This is a genomic window from Burkholderia sp. BCC1208 (assembly GCF_902833095.1).
Classification (GTDB): Bacteria; Pseudomonadota; Gammaproteobacteria; order Burkholderiales; family Burkholderiaceae; genus Burkholderia.
The window spans coordinates 355,022-372,260 of the sequence record NZ_CADFDY010000011.1 but is presented as its reverse complement, the minus strand read 5'-3'; the positions used below and the strand labels follow the sequence as shown (position 1 = coordinate 372,260).

The following is a 17,239-nucleotide window of genomic DNA, read 5'->3' as shown; positions in this document are numbered from 1 at the left end:
AAGGACATTCTAATGCCCCCTCTCTACCCTAGCAACGCGCCAATTTCGTACACCATCACGATTGCACGCGACGCTCAGTGCCCGGCGGCCGCGAATCCGACGTAGCGTTGGTGCAGTGCATCGACCTGCGCGGCGAGCGCGGCGGGCGTGACCGTGTCGTTGACGATCACGTCGTCGGCCGCCGCGAGGCGTGCTTCGCGCGTCGCCTGCCGCGCGATGATCGCTTCGACCTGTTCGCGCGTGAAACCGTTGCGCCGCATCACGCGCGCAATCTGCGTTTCGACCGGGCAGTCGACGACGAGCACGCGATCGCTGCGCGCCTTCCAGGTACCCGACTCGACGAGCAGCGGCACGACGAACATCACGTACGGGCCCCGTGCTTCGCGTGCCTCGCGATCGGTTTCCGCGCGGATCAACGGGTGCGTGATCGCTTCGAGGCGCCGCCGCGCGTCGTCGTCGCTGAAGATCAGCGTGCGCATCTTCGCGCGATCGAGCGAGCCGTCGGCGGCCACGAAGCCGCGACCGAAAGCTTGCTCGATCGCCGGCATCGCGAGGCCGCCCGGTGCGGTGATGCGATGGGCAATCAGATCGGTATCGACGAGCGATGCGCCACGGGCGCCGAACAGATCGGCGACGGTCGTCTTGCCGCTGCCGATGCCGCCCGTGAGTCCTACGGAAAACATGTCAGCCTCCGAGCGCCGCATAGAAAGGGGTGCCGAAAAACAACGTGGCGACGCCGCCGGCCGCGAGGAACGGACCGAACGGAATCGGCTCCTCGAAGCGCATGCGGCCGCGCCAGGTCGCGACGAGCCCGACGATCGCGCCGGTCACCGCCGCGAACAGCACGACCTGCGGCAGTGCGGCCCAGCCCATCCACGCGCCGAGCGCGGCAAGCAGCTTCAGGTCGCCGAAACCGATGCCCTCGATGCCGCGCAGCCATTTGAACAGCCAGTAGATCGACCACAGGAACAGGTAGCCGGCCATCGCGCCGATCACGGCCGAGCGCAGCGACGTGAAGGTGCCGCCGAGGTTCAGTACGAGCCCGGCCCACAGCAGCGGCAGCGTCATCGAGTCGGGCAGGTAGCCGGTCCGGATATCGATCGCGCTCATCGCGAGCAGCGCCGCGCACAGCGCGAACGCGGCAAGCGCGGCGACGTTCGGGCCGAACGCCGCGAGCGAGACGGCGGCGAGCAGTGCGCACGCGAGTTCGACGAGCACGTAACGGACGCCGATCGCATGGCCGCAGCGCCGGCAGCGCCCGCGCAGCATCAGGTAGCTGACGAGCGGGATATTCTCCCAGGCGCGCAATACGTGGCCGCAATGCGGGCAGGCGCTGCGCGGGCGCCACAGATCGTAGCGCGGCGGATAGCCGTCGTCGGGCGGGGCGCTCGCGGCGCCCGTCGCCTCGGCGATCTCGGCCTGCCATGCGCGCTGCATCATCACGGGCAGCCGGTGCACGACCACGTTCAGGAAGCTGCCGATGCAAAGGCCGATGGCGACCGCGAACGCATACTGCAGCGCGGGCGGCAGCATCGCCAGCGCGAGCAGCGTGCCCTCGGGCGAATCGGAAACGGCGGACAGGTGCGCTGGCGTCATGAGGCTCAAGGTTCGGACTAAAAGGCGACAGAATCGGTTGCGATGCTACACCACGTTGCCGAGTTGAAGGATCGGCAGGTACATCGCGATCACGAGGCCGCCGACGAGGGCGCCCAGGACGATCACGATCAACGGTTCGCCGAGCGCCGCGAGCGCATCGAGGCGCGCGTCGAGCTGGCGTTCGCACGACGCGGCGATGTCGGCGAGCATCGTGTCGAGCGCACCGGATTCCTCGGCGACGGCGATCGGTTGCACGACGTCGTCCGGAAAGCAGCCGGCTGAATGCATCGCATCGGCCAGACGCGCGCCGCGCAACACGCGTGCGGCGATGTGTACGGTGGCGTGCGCGAACACCGGATGGCCGGCCGTGCGCTCGAGCGTGGCGAATGCATCGGCGAGCGGCACGCCGGCGCCGAGCAGCGTCGCCAGCGAACGGCACCAGCGTGCGGCCGCGAACCGCTCCAGCGCGCTGCCCGCGAGCGGGGCGCGCAGCAGGCGCCGCGCGAGCGCGTGACGCAGTGCGACCGAGCGCCGAAGCGCGTGCCGTGCGGCAAGCCCCGCGGCGGCCGCACCGGCCAGCAGTACGCCACCCCATGCCGACAGCGCGGAGGACAGCGCGAGCAATGCGCGGGTCGGGGCGGGCAGGGCGGCGCCGAAACCGTCGAAGGTCTGCCGGAAGGTCGGCACGACCCACACCATCAATGCCACCGAGATCGCGAGCGCGAACAGGATGACGGCGACCGGATACGCGAGTGCCGCGCGCAGCTTGCGCCATTGCGCATCGGCGCGCTCGCGGTGTTCCGCGATCCGCGTCAGCACGATGCCGAGCGAACCGGACGCCTCACCGACCTCGATCAACTGGCGATACAGCGTGCCGAACTGCGATGGATAGCGTGCGAGCGCATCGGCGAAGCGCCGGCCGCCGACGATCTCGCGCGCGAGCCCCGCGGCGATGCGCGGCACGCCGTCGCGCGTGCGGGTGCGCGCGAGCATCTCGAGCGACGGCGCAAGCGGCAGGCCGGCTTGCAGCAGGCTCGCGAGCTGGCGCGTGAAGCGCGTGATGTCGCGTGCGGCCGCCACGGGCGGACGGGCCGGCCCGCGGACGTCGAGCGACAGTACCGCGATGCCGTCGCGCGCGAGCGTGGCGCGCGCGGCCGCGGCGTCGAAGGCGATGACGATCCCGCGGCGCGGCGAGCCGTCGCGATGGCGGCCGCGCCATGCAAAGCGGGTTTCGCGCGGCGGCGTGCGCATGTTCACGCCGCGGGTGTGGCGGCGACGGCTTCCGCGATGCTCGTCGTGCCGTCCATGACGCGCGCGAATGCCGCGTCGCGCAGGGTGCGCACGCCCTCGGCCGCCACGCATCGCGCGAGTTCGCCGACGCTCGCCCGCGCGACGATGCGCTCGGCCACCCCGGGCGATACCGGCATCGTCTGGTGTAGACCGATGCGGCCGCGATAGCCGATCCCGTGACAGGCGGAGCAGCCGCGCGCGACGAACGGCCGCCATCCGGCCGCCAGCGCCGCCGGGTCGCAGCCGGCTTCCCGCAGCGCGCGCGCCGATGCGTCCGAATGCACGCGGCAGGCGACGCACAGGCGCCGGACGAGACGCTGCGCGGTGACGAGGTGCAACGCGGCGGCGAGGTTGTACGGCGCGACGCCGATGTCGAGCAGCCGCGCGATGGCGGCCGGTGCGTCGTTCGTGTGCAGCGTCGACAGCACGAGATGACCGGTCTGCGCGGCCTTGATCGCGACATCGGCCGTCTCCGCATCGCGAATCTCGCCGACCATGATGACGTCCGGATCCTGCCGCAACAGCGCGCGCAGCGCCGTCGCGAACGTGAGCCCCGCCTTGTCGGCGACCCCGACCTGATTGATCCCGTCGAGCTGGATCTCGGCGGGATCCTCGACCGTGCAGACGTTGTGCGCGTCGCGATCGAGCATCTGCAGCGCGCAGTAGAGCGACAGCGTCTTGCCGCTGCCGGTCGGGCCCGTGACGAGCACGAGGCCATGCGGCGCGCGGATCGCGGCCTCCATCGCCGCCGCCTGCCGCGCGTCGAAGCCGAGGCTGGCAAGCGTGAGATCGGGCGGCAGCGTTTCGAGCCGCCGCAGCACGAGCTTTTCGCCGAACAGCGTGGGCAGCGAACTGACGCGGTAGTCGCCGCGCGTGCCGCCGTCGATCGCGATGCGCAGCCGGCCGTCCTGCGGAAGCCGCCGCTCGGCGATGTCCATGCGCGAGAGCACCTTGATCCGCGTGACGAGCGCATCGCGCAGGTGCAGCGGCGGTCGCGCCTGTTCATGCAGCACGCCGTCGACGCGCAGACGGATGCGCCAGCCGGCTTCGAACGGCTCGACGTGGATGTCCGACGCGTCGCGCACGCGCGCCGCATGGAGCGTGTCCGTCAGCAGGCGTACGGCGGGGGCATCGTCGAGCTGGGCCGCATCGAGTGCAGGGGGCGCGGCGGCGGGCGGCGCGTCGGAATGCGCGGGCGACGACTGCGTGCGCAGCGGCGCCCCGGAGGAAGGGAAATGCATGTGAGCCGGCACGCTGGCCGCCTGTTGACCGTGATGCGCAGATGATCGCGCGTCGCGGGCGGCGCCGGCAGTCGGCCGTTCGGTTAGGGCCAGCGCAAGCCCGTTATCAGCGTGAACAGGCCCTACTGCGAGGCCGCGCGTCCGGTGCGTGTGCCGCGCGGCTTGAAGAGCTTGACGGTGCGTACTGCCTGATCGTCGCTGCGCATCACTTCGAGCATCACGTCGCCGATTTTCACGCACACGTCGTCTTCCGGAATTTCCTCGAGGATCTCGAGTACCAGTCCGTTCAGCGTCTTCGGCCCGTCGGTCGGCAGTTTCAGGTGCAGCCAGCGGTTCAGTTCGCGCAGCGGCATGCTGGCCGAGACGATGCATTCGCCGTTCTCGTCCCAGCCGCCCGCGCGTTCGCTGCGCGGCATCGACGTCGTGAATTCGCCGATCAGTTCCTCGATGATGTCCTCGGGCGTGACGAGCCCTTCGAGTTCGCCGTACTCGTTGACGACGAGCGCGGTGCGCTGCCGGATTTCCTGGAAGAACTGGAGCTGCTGGACCACCGGCGTGCCCGACGGCACGTAGTACGGTTCGGCGAGCAGCGCGCGCAGCGTCTCGCGATCGAAATCCTGGTTGTGCAGCGCGGTGAGCGTCTTGCGCACGTGCAGCACCCCGAGCACCTTGTCGATGTCGCCTTCGTAGACGACCAGCCGGTTGTGATAGCAGGTTTCGAGCTGATGCAGGATGTCGTCGAGCGGCGCGTAGAAGTTGAGCGACTCGATCTGGCGGCGCGGCACCATCACGTCGTCGACCGTGATGTTCTCGAGGTCGAACAGGTTGAGCAGGATGCTGCGGTGCTTGGTCGGCATGAAACTGCTCGACTCGAGCACGATGGCCCGCAGCTCGTCGGCCGACATCCGCTGGTCGCGACCCTTCTTCGTGTTGATGCGCAGCACCCACAGCACGCCGTTCGCGAGCGCATTGACGAACCAGACGACGGGCTTGAACACGCGCATCAGCGGGGCGATCACGAGGCTCGCGGGCAGCGCGATACGTTCGGGGAACGTCGCGCCGACGATCTTCGGCGCGATTTCCGCGAACACGATGATCAGGAACGCGACGATGCCGGTCGCGATCGACAGCGCGAGGTTGTTGCGGCCGAACGTGTGGAGCGCGAGCGACGTCGTGAGGACCGGGATGATCGTGTTGAACAGGTTGTTGCCGATCAGGATCACGCTGAGCAGCAAGTCAGTGCGCGTGAGCAGCCCCTGCGTGGTTTTCGCGCCGAGCGCGCCCTGGCCGGCGAGATGCTTCAGCCGATGGCGATTGAGCGCCATCATCGCGGTCTCGGAAATGGAAAAGAAGCTGGAGCAGAGGAGAAGCAGGAAGACGGCGCCGATTTGCGCCCATAAGGGAATTTGGTCCACGCGTTGGAAAGGGCAGTGAAGGACAGGGATGGGGGAAATATAGCAGAGGCCGGCGACCGCGATGTGTCGCGCGCGACACGGGGCTCGCGGCGGCCGGACGAAAAAAAACCGTGCACGTGGTGCACGGTTTTTTTAAATCTGGTCGGGGTGAGAGGATTCGAACCTCCGGCCTCTACGTCCCGAACGTAGCGCTCTACCAGGCTAAGCTACACCCCGATTTTTGCTCCTCGGACTTCGCCGTCTTCGTGAAGATTTCTGCGTCGTCTCAAGCAAGAACGTAACTATAACGATGTTTTTTCTAAAAGGGAATACTTGGACGAAGAAAATTTTCGAGACAAGACATCGCTTCCCGTTCGCGGCGTGTTTACGATTGACGCGACGTCGAATACGAGCACAACCCGAGCAGGCTTTCCTTGTAGATCGAATCGGGAAACGCGGCAATCGCCGCGGCCGCCGCCTGCGCTTCCTGGCGTGCGCATTCGAGCGTGTGATCGAGTGCGCCCGAGCGCGTGATCGCTTCGAAAATCGTGTCGAAGCGATCGGTGCCGCCCTGTTCGATCGCCTCGCGTGCGAGCGCCGACTGTTCGGGCGTGCCGCGCTCGATCAGATAGATGAGCGGCAGCGTCGGCTTGCCTTCGCGGAGATCGTCGCCGGCATTCTTGCCCATCGCCTCGGCGGTACCTGCATAGTCGAGCCAGTCGTCCATGATCTGGAACGCGGTGCCGATCCGGCGGCCGTATTCAGCGGCGGCGGCCTCGGTCGGCGCATCGGCGCCCGCGAGCACCGCGCCCAGGCGCGCCGACGCCTCGAACAGCTTCGCGGTCTTGTAGCGGATCACCTGCATGTAGCGCGCTTCGTCGACGTCCGCGTCGTGCATGTTGAGGAGCTGCAGCACCTCGCCTTCCGAAATGATCGTCGTCGCTTCGGACAGGATTTCCATCACGCGCATCTTGCCGACGCCGACCATCATCTCGAACGAGCGCGAGTAGAGGTAATCGCCCACCAGCACGCTCGCCGCGTTGCCGAACAGCGCATTGGCGGTCTGGCGGCCGCGGCGCAGCTCGGATTCGTCGACGACGTCGTCATGCAGCAGCGTGGCCGTGTGGATGAACTCGACGACGGCGGCCAGCACGTGCCGCTGGTGCGACGTTTCGTCGAGCGCGCCGGCGACGAGCAGCAGCAGCGCCGGACGCAGCCGCTTGCCGCCCGCACCGATGATGTACTCGGCGATCTGGTTGATCAGCAGCACGTCGGACGCGAGGCTTTGCCGGATAACGCGATTCACCTGCTCCATGTCGCTGGCGATCGGGGCGAGCAGGTGGGCGGCGCTGAGGGTGGGGGAGGCGGTGGACGACGACATGATGATGGAATTGGGTGATGCCGCGGATTATAAGTCGAATCCGCGATATGCCGGTCTGTCAGACGCGCCGCGGCGCGATTTTTGGCCGTCCGGCCGAGGCCCGCGCGCGGCAATCGTCGATCGGCTTTGACTTGGGTGCTAAGCCCATGTATAATCACGTGTTTTCCGCGCGTGGTGTGCGGAAAAATTGGATCCAGAGTGAGGTTCTCAATGTACGCGGTCATAAAAACCGGCGGCAAGCAGTACAAGGTTGCCGTTGGCGAAAAACTCAAAGTAGAACAGATACCGGCTGACATTGACGCTGAAATCACGCTCGACCAGGTTCTCGCAGTGGGCGAAGGCGAATCGATTAAGTTCGGTGCGCCGCTGGTCAGTGGGGCTTCCGTCAAGGCCACCGTTGTGTCGCACGGTCGTCATGCCAAGGTCACCATCTTCAAGATGCGTCGCCGGAAGCACTACCAAAAGCATGGCGGCCACCGCCAGAACTACACTGAGCTGCGCATCGACGCGATCAACGCGTAAGCGCCTCGGTTAAGGAGCAATCAGATGGCACACAAAAAGGCAGGCGGCTCTTCCCGGAACGGCCGCGACTCCGAGTCGAAACGTCTCGGCGTGAAAGTGTACGGCGGCCAGGCGATCAATGCCGGCGGCATCATCGTGCGTCAGCGCGGTACGCGCATGCACGCTGGCGAGAACGTCGGCATGGGCAAGGATCACACCCTGTTCGCGCTGATCGACGGTCACGTCAAGTTCGCGACGAAGGGCGCGGACAAGAAGCATCTGGTCATCGTCGTCCCGGCGGCTGCCTAAGTTTAGGCACTCACGGGCTTCGTAGCCGAAAGGCCCCGCAGTCTTCGCGGGGCCTTTTTTATTGGGTCGCCGGGCGCATTTGCGTGCCGGCGACCCTCGCGCAACCGGCATGCGATCGGCCGAACGGCAGATTGTTCAAGCGTGCCGGCGCGCGGCACAATAGCGGAAATACTGGGCGGAGTGACGAATGAAGTTCATTGACGAAGCACGAATCGAAGTCATCGCCGGCGACGGAGGCGATGGCAGCGCGTCGATGCGCCGCGAGAAATTCGTCCCGTTCGGCGGGCCGGACGGTGGCGACGGCGGCCGGGGCGGCAGCGTTTACGCGATCGCCGACCGCAACATCAACACGCTGATCGACTACCGTTACGCGAAGAAGCACCTCGCGCGCAACGGCGAAAACGGTCGCGGCTCGGATTGCTACGGCAAGGGCGGCGACGATGTCACGCTGCGCATGCCGGTCGGCACGGTCATCAGCGACATGGATACGGGCGAGCTGATCGCCGATCTGACCGAGCACGACCAGCAGGTGATGCTCGCGCAGGGCGGCGCCGGCGGTCTCGGCAACCTGCATTTCAAGTCGAGTACGAACCGCGCGCCGCGCCAGAAGACGGACGGCAAGCCGGGCGAGCGGCGCATGCTGAAGCTCGAGCTGAAGGTACTCGCCGACGTCGGCCTGCTCGGCATGCCGAACGCGGGCAAGTCGACCTTCATCTCGTCGGTGTCGAACGCGAAGCCGAAGATCGCCGACTACCCGTTCACGACGCTCGCGCCGAATCTCGGCGTGGTGCGTGTCGGCCCGAGCAAGAGCTTCGTGATCGCCGATATCCCGGGGCTGATCGAAGGTGCGGCCGAAGGCGCGGGCCTCGGGCACCAATTCCTGCGTCACCTGCAGCGTACCGGCGTGCTGCTGCATCTGGTCGATCTCGCGCCGTTCGACGAAAACGTCGATCCGGTCGCGGAAGCGACGGCGATCGTCGGCGAGCTGCGCAAGTACGACGAGGCGCTCTACGAGAAGCCGCGCTGGCTCGTGCTCAACAAGCTTGACATGGTGCCGGAAGACGAGCGCGAGGCGCGCGTCGCCGATTTCCTCGACCGCTTTGGTTGGGACGGCCCCGTGTTCGAGATCTCGGCGCTGACGGGCCAGGGCTGCGAAGCGCTGTGCTACGCGATCTACGACTATCTCTCCGAACATTCGGACGCGCATCGCGCGGCGGAAGAGGAGGATCTCGCGGCGGACGTGCGTTTCCGCGATGCGCCGCCGGCGAAGGGCGGTGCGGCGCCGGACGACGACGCCTGAACGGTGCGTAACGCGCCGGGCGTGCCGCCCGGCGTTGGCGTTCAATCGCGCCCGGCCGGGCAGGCATCAGATACAGGAGACAGTGCAGGATGCGTTCGATCATCGCGGATTCGAAGCGATTGGTGGTGAAGGTGGGCTCCAGCCTCGTGACCAACGACGGCAAGGGGCTCGATCATGCTGCAATCGGCCGCTGGGCCGCTCAGATCGCTGCGCTGCGTGCGCAGGGTAAGGAAGTCGTGCTGGTCAGTTCGGGCGCGATTGCCGAAGGCATGCAACGGCTCGGCTGGAGCAAGCGCCCGCGGGAAATCGATGAACTGCAGGCTGCGGCCGCGGTCGGCCAGATGGGGCTCGCGCAAGTCTACGAAAGCCGCTTCACCGAGCACGGCATCCGCACCGCGCAGATCCTGCTCACGCACGCCGATCTGGCCGATCGCGAGCGCTACCTGAATGCGCGATCGACGCTGCTCACGCTGCTGCGGCTCGGCGTCGTGCCGATCATCAACGAGAACGACACGGTCGTCACCGACGAAATCAAGTTCGGCGACAACGACACGCTCGGCGCACTCGTCGCGAACCTGATCGAAGGCGATGCACTGATCATCCTCACGGACCAGACGGGGCTGTTCACGGCCGATCCGCGCAAGGACCCGAACGCGACGCTCGTCGGCGAGGCCAATGCGGGCGCACCCGAGCTCGAGGCGATGGCGGGCGGGGCCGGTTCGAGTCTCGGTCGCGGCGGGATGCTGACGAAGATCCTCGCGGCGAAGCGTGCGGCGCACAGCGGCGCGAATACCGTGATCGCGAGCGGCCGGGAGGCCGACGTGCTCGTGCGTCTGGCGGCCGGCGAGGCGATCGGCACGCAACTGATCGCACGTACCGCGCGGATGGCGGCACGCAAGCAATGGATGGCCGACCATCTGCAGGTACGCGGCCACGTTGTGATCGACGCGGGCGCGGTCGAGAAGCTGACGGCCGGCGGCAAGAGCCTGCTGCCGATCGGCGTGATCGACGTGCAGGGCGCGTTCGCGCGCGGCGAGGTCATCGCGTGTGTCGGCCCGGACGGGCGCGAGGTCGCGCGCGGGCTCACGAACTACAGCAGCGCGGAAACGAAGCTGATTCACCGCAAGCCGAGCGGCGAGATCGAGACCGTGCTCGGCTACATGCTGGAGCCCGAACTGATTCATCGCGACAACCTCGTGCTGGTGTGATCGCCGGCCGAATGCCATCGTTCAAATGAAAAAGCCCGCGCGATGCGGGCTTTTTTGTGCGACGGGACGATGCGGGCGGCCCGCATCGCGTGCCGTCAGCGCAACTGCGTCATCGCGGTGCGGTGGAACCGGATGTTTTCGAGAATCTGCCGGGTCGAGCCCTGCGGCATCTTGTTCGAGCAGAAATAGTCCTGGTAGAGCGCGGAGTGGTACGCGTTCAGCTCGCCGTTCTCGATGCGCCGCCAGTCGTTCTCGACCGTGCGATCCCAGCCGTTGTGGTCGGAGTTCAGGCCGGCGTACTGGCGCCATTCGTAGGTGTCGCAGCGGATGCCTTCGTAGTTCACGTTGCGCGCACCGGCCGGGCTCGTGATGACGACTGCGTAGCGCACGACGCCGTCGGTGCCGACTTCGAGCGACTTCGCATCGACGAAGAACTTGAGCGGCGTGTTCTGCGACACGTTGAACGGCAGCAGATCGCCCGTTTGCGGCAGCGGGGGCAGCGTGTCGACGGCGTTTTCCTTCCAGGTTCCCTGACGGTCGAGCAGGTACACGAACTCGCTGTCATCCTTGTTGGACGGCGCTTTCGAGTTCGCGCAGCCGGCCAGGGTGGCCACTGCGGCGATCGATGCGAGCGCGAGAGCAATCGCTTTCAATATGCATTCCTCGTAAAAAAAGGGCGCGACACCAAGGTCGCGCCCGGTCATGCAGTCCGACTCGTCATTTGCCGACGATCACCTGGGGCGGCATCTCGTCGAGCGTGCTCGCCTCCATTTCGATCTCCGAACAGACCACCGATGTGTCGACAATCGTCAGCGTCTGGGCCTGTGCGCCAATGACGCGCGGATAGCGCGACACACGCGGCCCGCGCGGCTTCTCGGCTCGCTGCGCCGGGCGGCGCAGGAAGCGCGACAGTTCCGTCAGCGCCAACTGATAGACATCCCGCTTGAACTCGATCACCGCATCGAGCGGCACCCAGTACTCGTTCCAGCGCCACGCATCGAACTCCGGGTGGTCGGTCGCGCGCAAGCAAATGTCGCAATCGCGTCCAACCATCCGCAGCAGGAACCAGATCTGCTTCTGGCCGCGGTAATGACCGCGTACTTCGCGTTTGATGAACTTGTCAGGCACCTCGTAACGCAACCAGTCGCGGGTGCGGCCGATTATCTTGACGTGTTCCGGATGCAGGCCCGTTTCCTCGTGCAGCTCCCGGTACATCGCCTGCATGGGGGTCTCGCCGTACTTGATCCCACCTTGAGGAAACTGCCAGGAATGCTCGCGGAGCCGCTTGCCCCAAAACACCTCGTTGCGCGCGTTCAAGAGGATGATGCCGACGTTCGGGCGAAAGCCTTCACGATCCAGCATACAACCACCTTCGAATCCTTTAAAATTGCTTTGATTATAAACAGATAACGGGCGCTGCGCACCGTGACGGAGCGAATCCGCACGGGGTACACCGGCTGAATTGTCCCTGATTAGTCTGTTACGTCATCTGCGCCATCGTTGTTCGCGGCGCGCAGCTTTTTCACCTTGAAACTTTTTCGGGCGCCCCGCGTTGGGGCGCCGTTTTTGGAACCGTCCGCATGAAAGCTTCCCGTTTCTTTATCGGCACCCTGAAAGAGGCACCCGCCGACGCAGAGATCGTCAGCCACAAGCTGATGGTCCGCGCCGGCATGATCCGTCGCGTCGCCGGCGGCATCTACAACTACCTGCCGGTCGGCCTGCGTTCGATTCGCAAGGTCGAGGCGATCGTGCGCGAGGAAATGAACCGGGCGGGCGCCATCGAGCTGCTGATGCCGGCCGTGCAGCCGGCCGAGCTGTGGCAGGAGTCGGGCCGCTGGGAGCAGTACGGCCCCGAGCTGCTGCGCTTCAAGGACCGCAAGGACAACGATTTCGTGATCGGGCCGACGCACGAGGAAGTCGTCACCGACATCGCGCGCAACCAGATCAAGAGCTACCGGCAGATGCCGGTGAACTTCTACCAGATCCAGACGAAGTTCCGCGACGAGATCCGTCCGCGCTTCGGCGTGATGCGCGGCCGCGAATTCATCATGAAGGACGCGTATTCGTTCGACAAGGATGCGGCGGGCCTGAACGAGTCGTACCGCAAGATGTACGACGCGTACGTGCGCATCTTCACGCGCCTCGGCCTCGAGTTCCGGGCGGTCGCGGCCGACAGCGGCTCGATCGGCGGCAACTTCTCGCACGAGTTCCACGTGATCGCCGATACCGGCGAGGACGCGATCGCGTACTGCCCGACCTCCGAATTCGCGGCGAACGTCGAGGCGGCCGAAGCGCTGCCGCTGATTGCCGAGCGCGCGGCGCCGGCCGAAGCGATGGAAAAGGTCGCGACGCCCGGCAAGGCGAAGTGCGAGGCCGTCGCCGAACTGCTGGCCATCCCGCTCGAGCGCACGATCAAGTCGATCGTGCTCGCGACCGACAACGAAGGCGCCGAGCCGACCATCTGGCTCGTGATGCTGCGCGGCGATCACGATCTGAACGAGATCAAGGTATCGAAGCTGCCGGGCCTGCAGAACCACCGCTTCGCGACCGAGCAGGAAATCGTCGAGTGGTTCGGCACGCCGCCGGGCTACCTTGGCCCGGTGGGCACGAAGAAGCCCGTGAAGGTGATCGCGGACCGCACGGTCGCGAACATGAGCGACTTCGTCGTCGGTGCGAACGAGGTCGACTATCACATCGCCGGCGTGAACTGGGGCCGCGACCTGCCGGAGCCGGAAGTCGCCGACGTGCGCAACGTGAAGAAGGGCGACCCGTCGCCGGACGGCAAGGGCGCGATCGACATCTGCCGCGGCATCGAAGTCGGCCACGTGTTCCAGCTCGGCACCAAGTACTCGGAAGCGATGGGCGCGACGTTCCTCGACGAGTCGGGCAAGCCGCAGCCGATGCTGATGGGCTGCTACGGCGTCGGCATCACGCGTATTCTCGGCGCGGCGATCGAACAGAACTTCGACGATCGCGGCATCATCTGGCCCGAGTCGATCGCGCCGTTCGAGGTCGTGCTGTGCCCGATGGGCTATGACCGCAGCGACATGGTGCGCGAGACGGCCGACAAGCTGTACGCGGAACTCGTCGCGGCCGGCATCGACGTGATCCTCGACGATCGCGGCGAACGCCCGGGCGTGATGTTTGCCGACTGGGAACTGATCGGCGTGCCGCATCGTCTCGTGATCGGCGAGCGCGGCCTGAAGGAAGGCAAGATCGAGTACCAGGGCCGCCGCGACGCCGAAGCGACGCTGCTGCCGGCCGACACGGCCGCGGCGACGGTCGCGGAGAAGATCCGCGCCGCGCTCGCGCACTAAGCGCGGCGACCGGCGGACACGATGGAATACACGTTCCTGTCGGCCACCGTGCTGCTCGTGCTGATCACGGATCCGCTCGGCAACATCCCGCTGTTCATTACGGCGATGCGGGATGTGCCGCGCGAGCGGCGCGTGAAGCTGATCCTGCGTGAAGTGGGAATCGCGTTCGTGATCCTGCTGTTCTTCATGCTGGTCGGCGACCGCTTCCTGCGGATGATGAGCCTCACCGATCTGTCGCTGCGGCTCGGCGGCGGGATCGTGCTGTTCCTGATCGCGCTGCGGATGATCTTCCCGCATCCGGACGGCGCGCTCGGCAGCGATCCGCGCGCGGGCGGCGAGCCGTTCATCGTGCCGCTCGCGATTCCGGCGCTGGCCGGGCCGTCCGCGCTCGCGACGGTGATGCTGATGACGTCGCAGGCGCCCGGCAAGATGCTCGAGTGGGTCGGCGCGCTGACGGTCACGATGATCGTCTGCGCGATCACGCTGGTGCTGGCCGAGCGGATCCAGCAGTGGCTCGGCGAACGGACGGTCGCGGCGTTCGAGCGGCTGATGGGCCTCGTGCTGGTCGCGATCTCGGTCGAGATGCTGCTGGCCGGCATCCGGGCGTTCGTGCGTCAGTTGTAAGGCAGGCGGTGCGTGCACAAAAAAGCGGCGTTCCGGGAAACCGGAGCGCCGCTTTCTTTTATATGGCGGGCAGGGCGGCTGTCAGACGTTCGCGGTCAGCGCACGGATCGTCGGCAGGTTGCGCCAGTAGCCCTTCGCGTCCATCCCGCAGCCGAACACGTAGCGGTCCGGCACCGAGAAGCCGCAGAAGTCGGGGTGCAGCGGTTTCGCCTTCGCGAGCGTCTTCTCGCACAGCACGGCCGACATGAAGCGCTGCGCGCCCATGTCGAGGATGCGGTCGCGGATCGCGGCCATCGTCTCGCCTTCGTCGAGGATGTCGTCGAGTACGAGCACGATGCGGTCCTTCACCGATTCGCGCGGCGCGACGCGCCAGTGCATCTCCGGGCTGCCCTGCGTCGTGTTGCGGTAGCGGGTCAGGTGGATGTAGTCGAATTCGAGCGGGAAATCGAGATGCGGCAGCAGCATCCCGGTAAACACCGCGGCGCCGCCCATCACCGAGAGAACGAGCGGGAACGCGTCGCCGATTTCGGCGCGGATCGCGTCGGCCATCTTCGAGATCGACGCATTGACGGCGTCGGCCGAGACGATCTCTTCGGAGTGGTCGAAAATGTGGAGGGCTTCTTCGCGGTTCATGTGTTCTGGCGGGCAGTCGGTATACAAATAAGGATGAAGCAGAACGGCAGGCGCGCGCTACGGCAAAAACCCGCGCGCCGGCCGGCGGGCGAAATCAGCGCATGCCGGGCATCATGCCCTTCAGGCCGCGCATCATCTTCTGCATGTTGCCGCCCTTCAGCTTCTTCATCATCGTACGCATCTGGTCGTACTGGTTCAGCATCCGGTTGACTTCCTGCACCGGCACGCCCGCGCCGGCTGCAATGCGGCGCTTGCGCGTCGCCTTGATGATTTCGGGTTTCGCGCGCTCGGCGGGCGTCATCGAGCTGATGATGCCTTCCATCCGGCGAATCGACTTCTCGGCCTGGCCCATGTCGGCGCCGGCCGCCGCCTGCTGGAACTGCGCGGGGAGTTTATCCATCAGCGACGACAGGCCGCCCATGTTCTTCATCTGCGAGATCTGGGCGCGGAAATCGTTCAGGTCGAAATCGCCGCCCTTCTTGACCTTGTCGGCGAGCTTCTGCGCGGCCTGGACATCGACGCCGCGCTGCGCTTCCTCGACGAGCGCGAGGATGTCGCCCATGCCGAGGATCCGGTTCGCCATCCGGTCGGGGTGGAACACCTCGAGGCCGTCGAGCTTCTCGGCGACGCCGACGAACTTGATCGGCTTGCCCGTGATGTGGCGCACCGACAGCGCGGCGCCGCCGCGCGAATCGCCGTCGAGCTTGGTCAGCACGACGCCGGTGAGCGGCAGCGTGTCGTTGAACGCCTTCGCGGTGTTGACCGCGTCCTGGCCGAGCATCGCATCGACGACGAACAGCGTTTCGGCCGGCTTCAGCGTGCCGTGCAGCGCGGCGATTTCCTGCATCATCGCTTCGTCGATGCCGAGGCGGCCGGCCGTGTCGACGATCAGCACGTCATGGTAGTGGCGTTTCGCCCAGTCGACGGCCGCGACCGCGATGTCGACGGGCTTTTGATCCGGCGTGGACGGGAAGAAGTCGGCGCCGACCTGTTCGCTCACCGTTTTCAGCTGCATGATCGCGGCCGGGCGATACACGTCGCACGACACGGTCAGCACCTTCTTCTTGTGCTTCTCGCGCAGCAGCTTCGCGAGCTTGCCGACGGTCGTGGTCTTGCCGGCGCCCTGCAGGCCGGCCATCAGGATCACGGCGGGCGGCGTGACCGCGAGGTTCAGCTCGGCGGCCTTGCCTTCGTAGTCGCCGCCGATCACGGCGGTCAGTTCCTTCTGGACCACGCCGACGAGCGCCTGGCCCGGCGACAGGCTGCTGATCACTTCTTCGCCGAGCGCCTTTTCCTTGACCTTGGCGATGAATTCGCGGACGACCGGCAGCGACACGTCGGCTTCCAGCAGCGCGAGACGCACCTCGCGGAGCATCTCCTGCGTGTTCGCCTCGGTGAGCCGGGCCTCGCCGCGCAGCGTCTTGACGACGCGGGCCATCCGTTGAGTGAGATTGTCGAGCATGGGGAGCGGTGGACAGTGGGGCCCGAAGGCGCGGCGGAACCGAACAAAGGGAGCCGTCGCGGGAAGGGGGCCTAGTGTAAACTTCGAACATGGATATTGTACTGTATGCCCTCACCGCATTCCTGTACGGCGGCCTCGCCGTCGCAGGCTGGCGCACGCATCGGCAGGGCGCGACGCCGCTCGTCGCGAGCGTGCCGGCCGTGCCGGTCCCCGCGTCCGCTGCGTCCGGGATGAGCGGGGCCGGCCGCGCGCTGCTGTTTGCCGCGCTGGTCGCGCACGGCGTGCTGCTCCACATGACGATCTTTCCGAACGACGCGATGGTGTTCGGTTTCGCATTCGCGCTGTCCGCGATGTTCTGGCTCGGCGCCGGCATCTACTGGATCGAGAGCTTCTTCTTCCCGCTCGACAGCCTGCGCCTGCTGGTGCTGCCGCTCGCGTGCGGCGCGTCGCTGCTGCCGCTCGTGTTCGGCGGCGTGCGGGTGCTTCCTTATGCCGCGGCGCCGCTGTTCAAGCTGCATTTCCTGATCGCGAACATCGCCTACGGGCTGTTCGCGATCGCCGCGCTGCACGCGGTCCTGATGCTGATGGTCGAGCGGCGCCTGCAGTCGCTGCGCAGCGGCGGGCGCGACGGCTCGACGGGCTGGATCGCGAGCTGGCTCGAAACGCTGCCGCCGCTGCTCACGCTCGAGAAGCTGCTGTTCCGCCTGATCGGCGCCGGCTTCGTGCTGCTGACGCTGACGCTCGCGTCGGGCATCCTGTTCAGCGAGCAGGTCGACGCGCGCGCGTTGCGGCTCGACCACAAGACGGTGTTCGCGATCCTGTCGTGGCTGATGTTCGGCGGGCTGCTGGTGGCCCGCAAGACGTCGGGCTGGCGCGGCCGTGGCGCCGCGCGCTGGGTGCTCGTGTCGTTCGCCGCGCTGCTGCTCGCGTATGTCGGCAGCCGGTTCGTTTTCGAGGTGCTGCTGCACCGCTCCGTGGTTTGA

17 protein-coding genes and 1 tRNA gene are annotated in these 17,239 nt (G+C 66.5%); 7 read left to right on the top strand and 11 right to left on the bottom strand.

Translation table 11 applies throughout. From position 1 onward, the window contains the following. Positions 1-74: 74 nt before the first annotated feature. The 7 genes from coaE to HWX09_RS27100 all read right to left on the bottom strand — a co-directional run bounded on the left by coaE (position 75) and on the right by HWX09_RS27100 (position 6,902). Positions 75-683, bottom strand: a complete 609-nt coding sequence (gene coaE / locus HWX09_RS27130; RefSeq protein ID WP_027783466.1) for a dephospho-CoA kinase — start codon at positions 681-683, stop codon at positions 75-77. A gap of 1 nt (position 684) precedes the next feature. Next, the gene (locus tag HWX09_RS27125) at positions 685-1,596 is read right to left on the bottom strand and encodes an A24 family peptidase (protein WP_027783467.1); all 912 of its coding nucleotides are present in this window, start codon (positions 1,594-1,596) and stop codon (positions 685-687) included. A gap of 45 nt (positions 1,597-1,641) precedes the next feature. Beyond that, a complete protein-coding gene (locus HWX09_RS27120; protein WP_034185393.1) occupies positions 1,642-2,847 on the bottom strand; it encodes a type II secretion system F family protein in 1,206 nt (401 codons plus the stop codon). A 2-nt stretch (positions 2,848-2,849) separates the two neighbouring features. After that, positions 2,850-4,127 (bottom strand): ATPase, T2SS/T4P/T4SS family, encoded by a 1,278-nt coding sequence (locus HWX09_RS27115; RefSeq protein ID WP_034185394.1) that lies wholly within the window; start codon positions 4,125-4,127, stop codon positions 2,850-2,852. A gap of 122 nt (positions 4,128-4,249) precedes the next feature. Then, positions 4,250-5,542: an HlyC/CorC family transporter gene (locus HWX09_RS27110; protein WP_027783470.1), complete on the bottom strand. Its 1,293-nt coding sequence runs from the start codon at positions 5,540-5,542 to the stop codon at positions 4,250-4,252. A gap of 139 nt (positions 5,543-5,681) precedes the next feature. Beyond that, positions 5,682-5,758: transfer RNA gene (locus HWX09_RS27105), tRNA-Pro, on the bottom strand. Positions 5,759-5,906: 148 nt separating this feature from the next. Further along, complete coding sequence (locus HWX09_RS27100) at positions 5,907-6,902, bottom strand: polyprenyl synthetase family protein (RefSeq protein WP_027783471.1); 996 nt, start codon at positions 6,900-6,902, stop codon at positions 5,907-5,909. A gap of 210 nt (positions 6,903-7,112) precedes the next feature. Here HWX09_RS27100 and rplU point away from each other — a divergent pair, with 210 nt between their 5' ends. The 4 genes from rplU to proB all read left to right on the top strand — a co-directional run bounded on the left by rplU (position 7,113) and on the right by proB (position 10,220). Beyond that, positions 7,113-7,424 carry a 50S ribosomal protein L21 gene (gene rplU / locus HWX09_RS27095; RefSeq protein WP_027783472.1) on the top strand — a complete coding sequence of 104 codons (312 nt, stop codon included), beginning with the start codon at positions 7,113-7,115 and terminating at the stop codon, positions 7,422-7,424. A gap of 24 nt (positions 7,425-7,448) precedes the next feature. Then, positions 7,449-7,712: a 50S ribosomal protein L27 gene (gene rpmA, locus HWX09_RS27090; RefSeq protein WP_027783473.1), complete on the top strand. Its 264-nt coding sequence runs from the start codon at positions 7,449-7,451 to the stop codon at positions 7,710-7,712. 187 nt (positions 7,713-7,899) lie between these two features. Next, the gene (obgE, locus tag HWX09_RS27085) at positions 7,900-9,012 is read left to right on the top strand and encodes a GTPase ObgE (protein WP_027783474.1); all 1,113 of its coding nucleotides are present in this window, start codon (positions 7,900-7,902) and stop codon (positions 9,010-9,012) included. An 89-nt stretch (positions 9,013-9,101) separates the two neighbouring features. Continuing rightward, positions 9,102-10,220, top strand: a complete 1,119-nt coding sequence (gene proB, locus HWX09_RS27080) for a glutamate 5-kinase (RefSeq protein ID WP_027783475.1) — start codon at positions 9,102-9,104, stop codon at positions 10,218-10,220. A gap of 95 nt (positions 10,221-10,315) precedes the next feature. Here proB and HWX09_RS27075 read toward each other — a convergent pair whose 3' ends face one another. Together HWX09_RS27075 and HWX09_RS27070 are read right to left on the bottom strand one after the other, a co-directional pair. Beyond that, positions 10,316-10,924 (bottom strand): CNP1-like family protein, encoded by a 609-nt coding sequence (locus HWX09_RS27075; RefSeq protein WP_034185395.1) that lies wholly within the window; start codon positions 10,922-10,924, stop codon positions 10,316-10,318. A gap of 13 nt (positions 10,925-10,937) precedes the next feature. After that, positions 10,938-11,582, bottom strand: a complete 645-nt coding sequence (locus HWX09_RS27070; RefSeq protein WP_027783477.1) for an RNA pyrophosphohydrolase — start codon at positions 11,580-11,582, stop codon at positions 10,938-10,940. A 218-nt stretch (positions 11,583-11,800) separates the two neighbouring features. Here HWX09_RS27070 and HWX09_RS27065 point away from each other — a divergent pair, with 218 nt between their 5' ends. Both HWX09_RS27065 and HWX09_RS27060 read left to right on the top strand, forming a co-directional pair. After that, the gene (locus HWX09_RS27065) at positions 11,801-13,537 is read left to right on the top strand and encodes a proline--tRNA ligase (protein ID WP_027783478.1); all 1,737 of its coding nucleotides are present in this window, start codon (positions 11,801-11,803) and stop codon (positions 13,535-13,537) included. A gap of 21 nt (positions 13,538-13,558) precedes the next feature. Continuing rightward, positions 13,559-14,161 carry a MarC family protein gene (locus HWX09_RS27060; protein WP_027783479.1) on the top strand — a complete coding sequence of 201 codons (603 nt, stop codon included), beginning with the start codon at positions 13,559-13,561 and terminating at the stop codon, positions 14,159-14,161. Between the two features lie 81 nt (positions 14,162-14,242). Here the strand turns inward: HWX09_RS27060 and HWX09_RS27055 are convergent, their stop codons facing one another. Then, positions 14,243-14,794 (bottom strand): hypoxanthine-guanine phosphoribosyltransferase, encoded by a 552-nt coding sequence (locus tag HWX09_RS27055; protein WP_006489240.1) that lies wholly within the window; start codon positions 14,792-14,794, stop codon positions 14,243-14,245. Positions 14,795-14,888: 94 nt separating this feature from the next. Next, on the bottom strand, positions 14,889-16,256 hold the full coding sequence (ffh, locus tag HWX09_RS27050; protein WP_027783480.1) for a signal recognition particle protein: 1,368 nt from the start codon (positions 16,254-16,256) through the stop codon (positions 14,889-14,891). 89 nt (positions 16,257-16,345) lie between these two features. On the opposite strand from ffh, the gene ccsA reads away from it, so the two are divergent. Continuing rightward, positions 16,346-17,239, top strand: a complete 894-nt coding sequence (ccsA, locus tag HWX09_RS27045; protein ID WP_027783481.1) for a cytochrome c biogenesis protein CcsA — start codon at positions 16,346-16,348, stop codon at positions 17,237-17,239.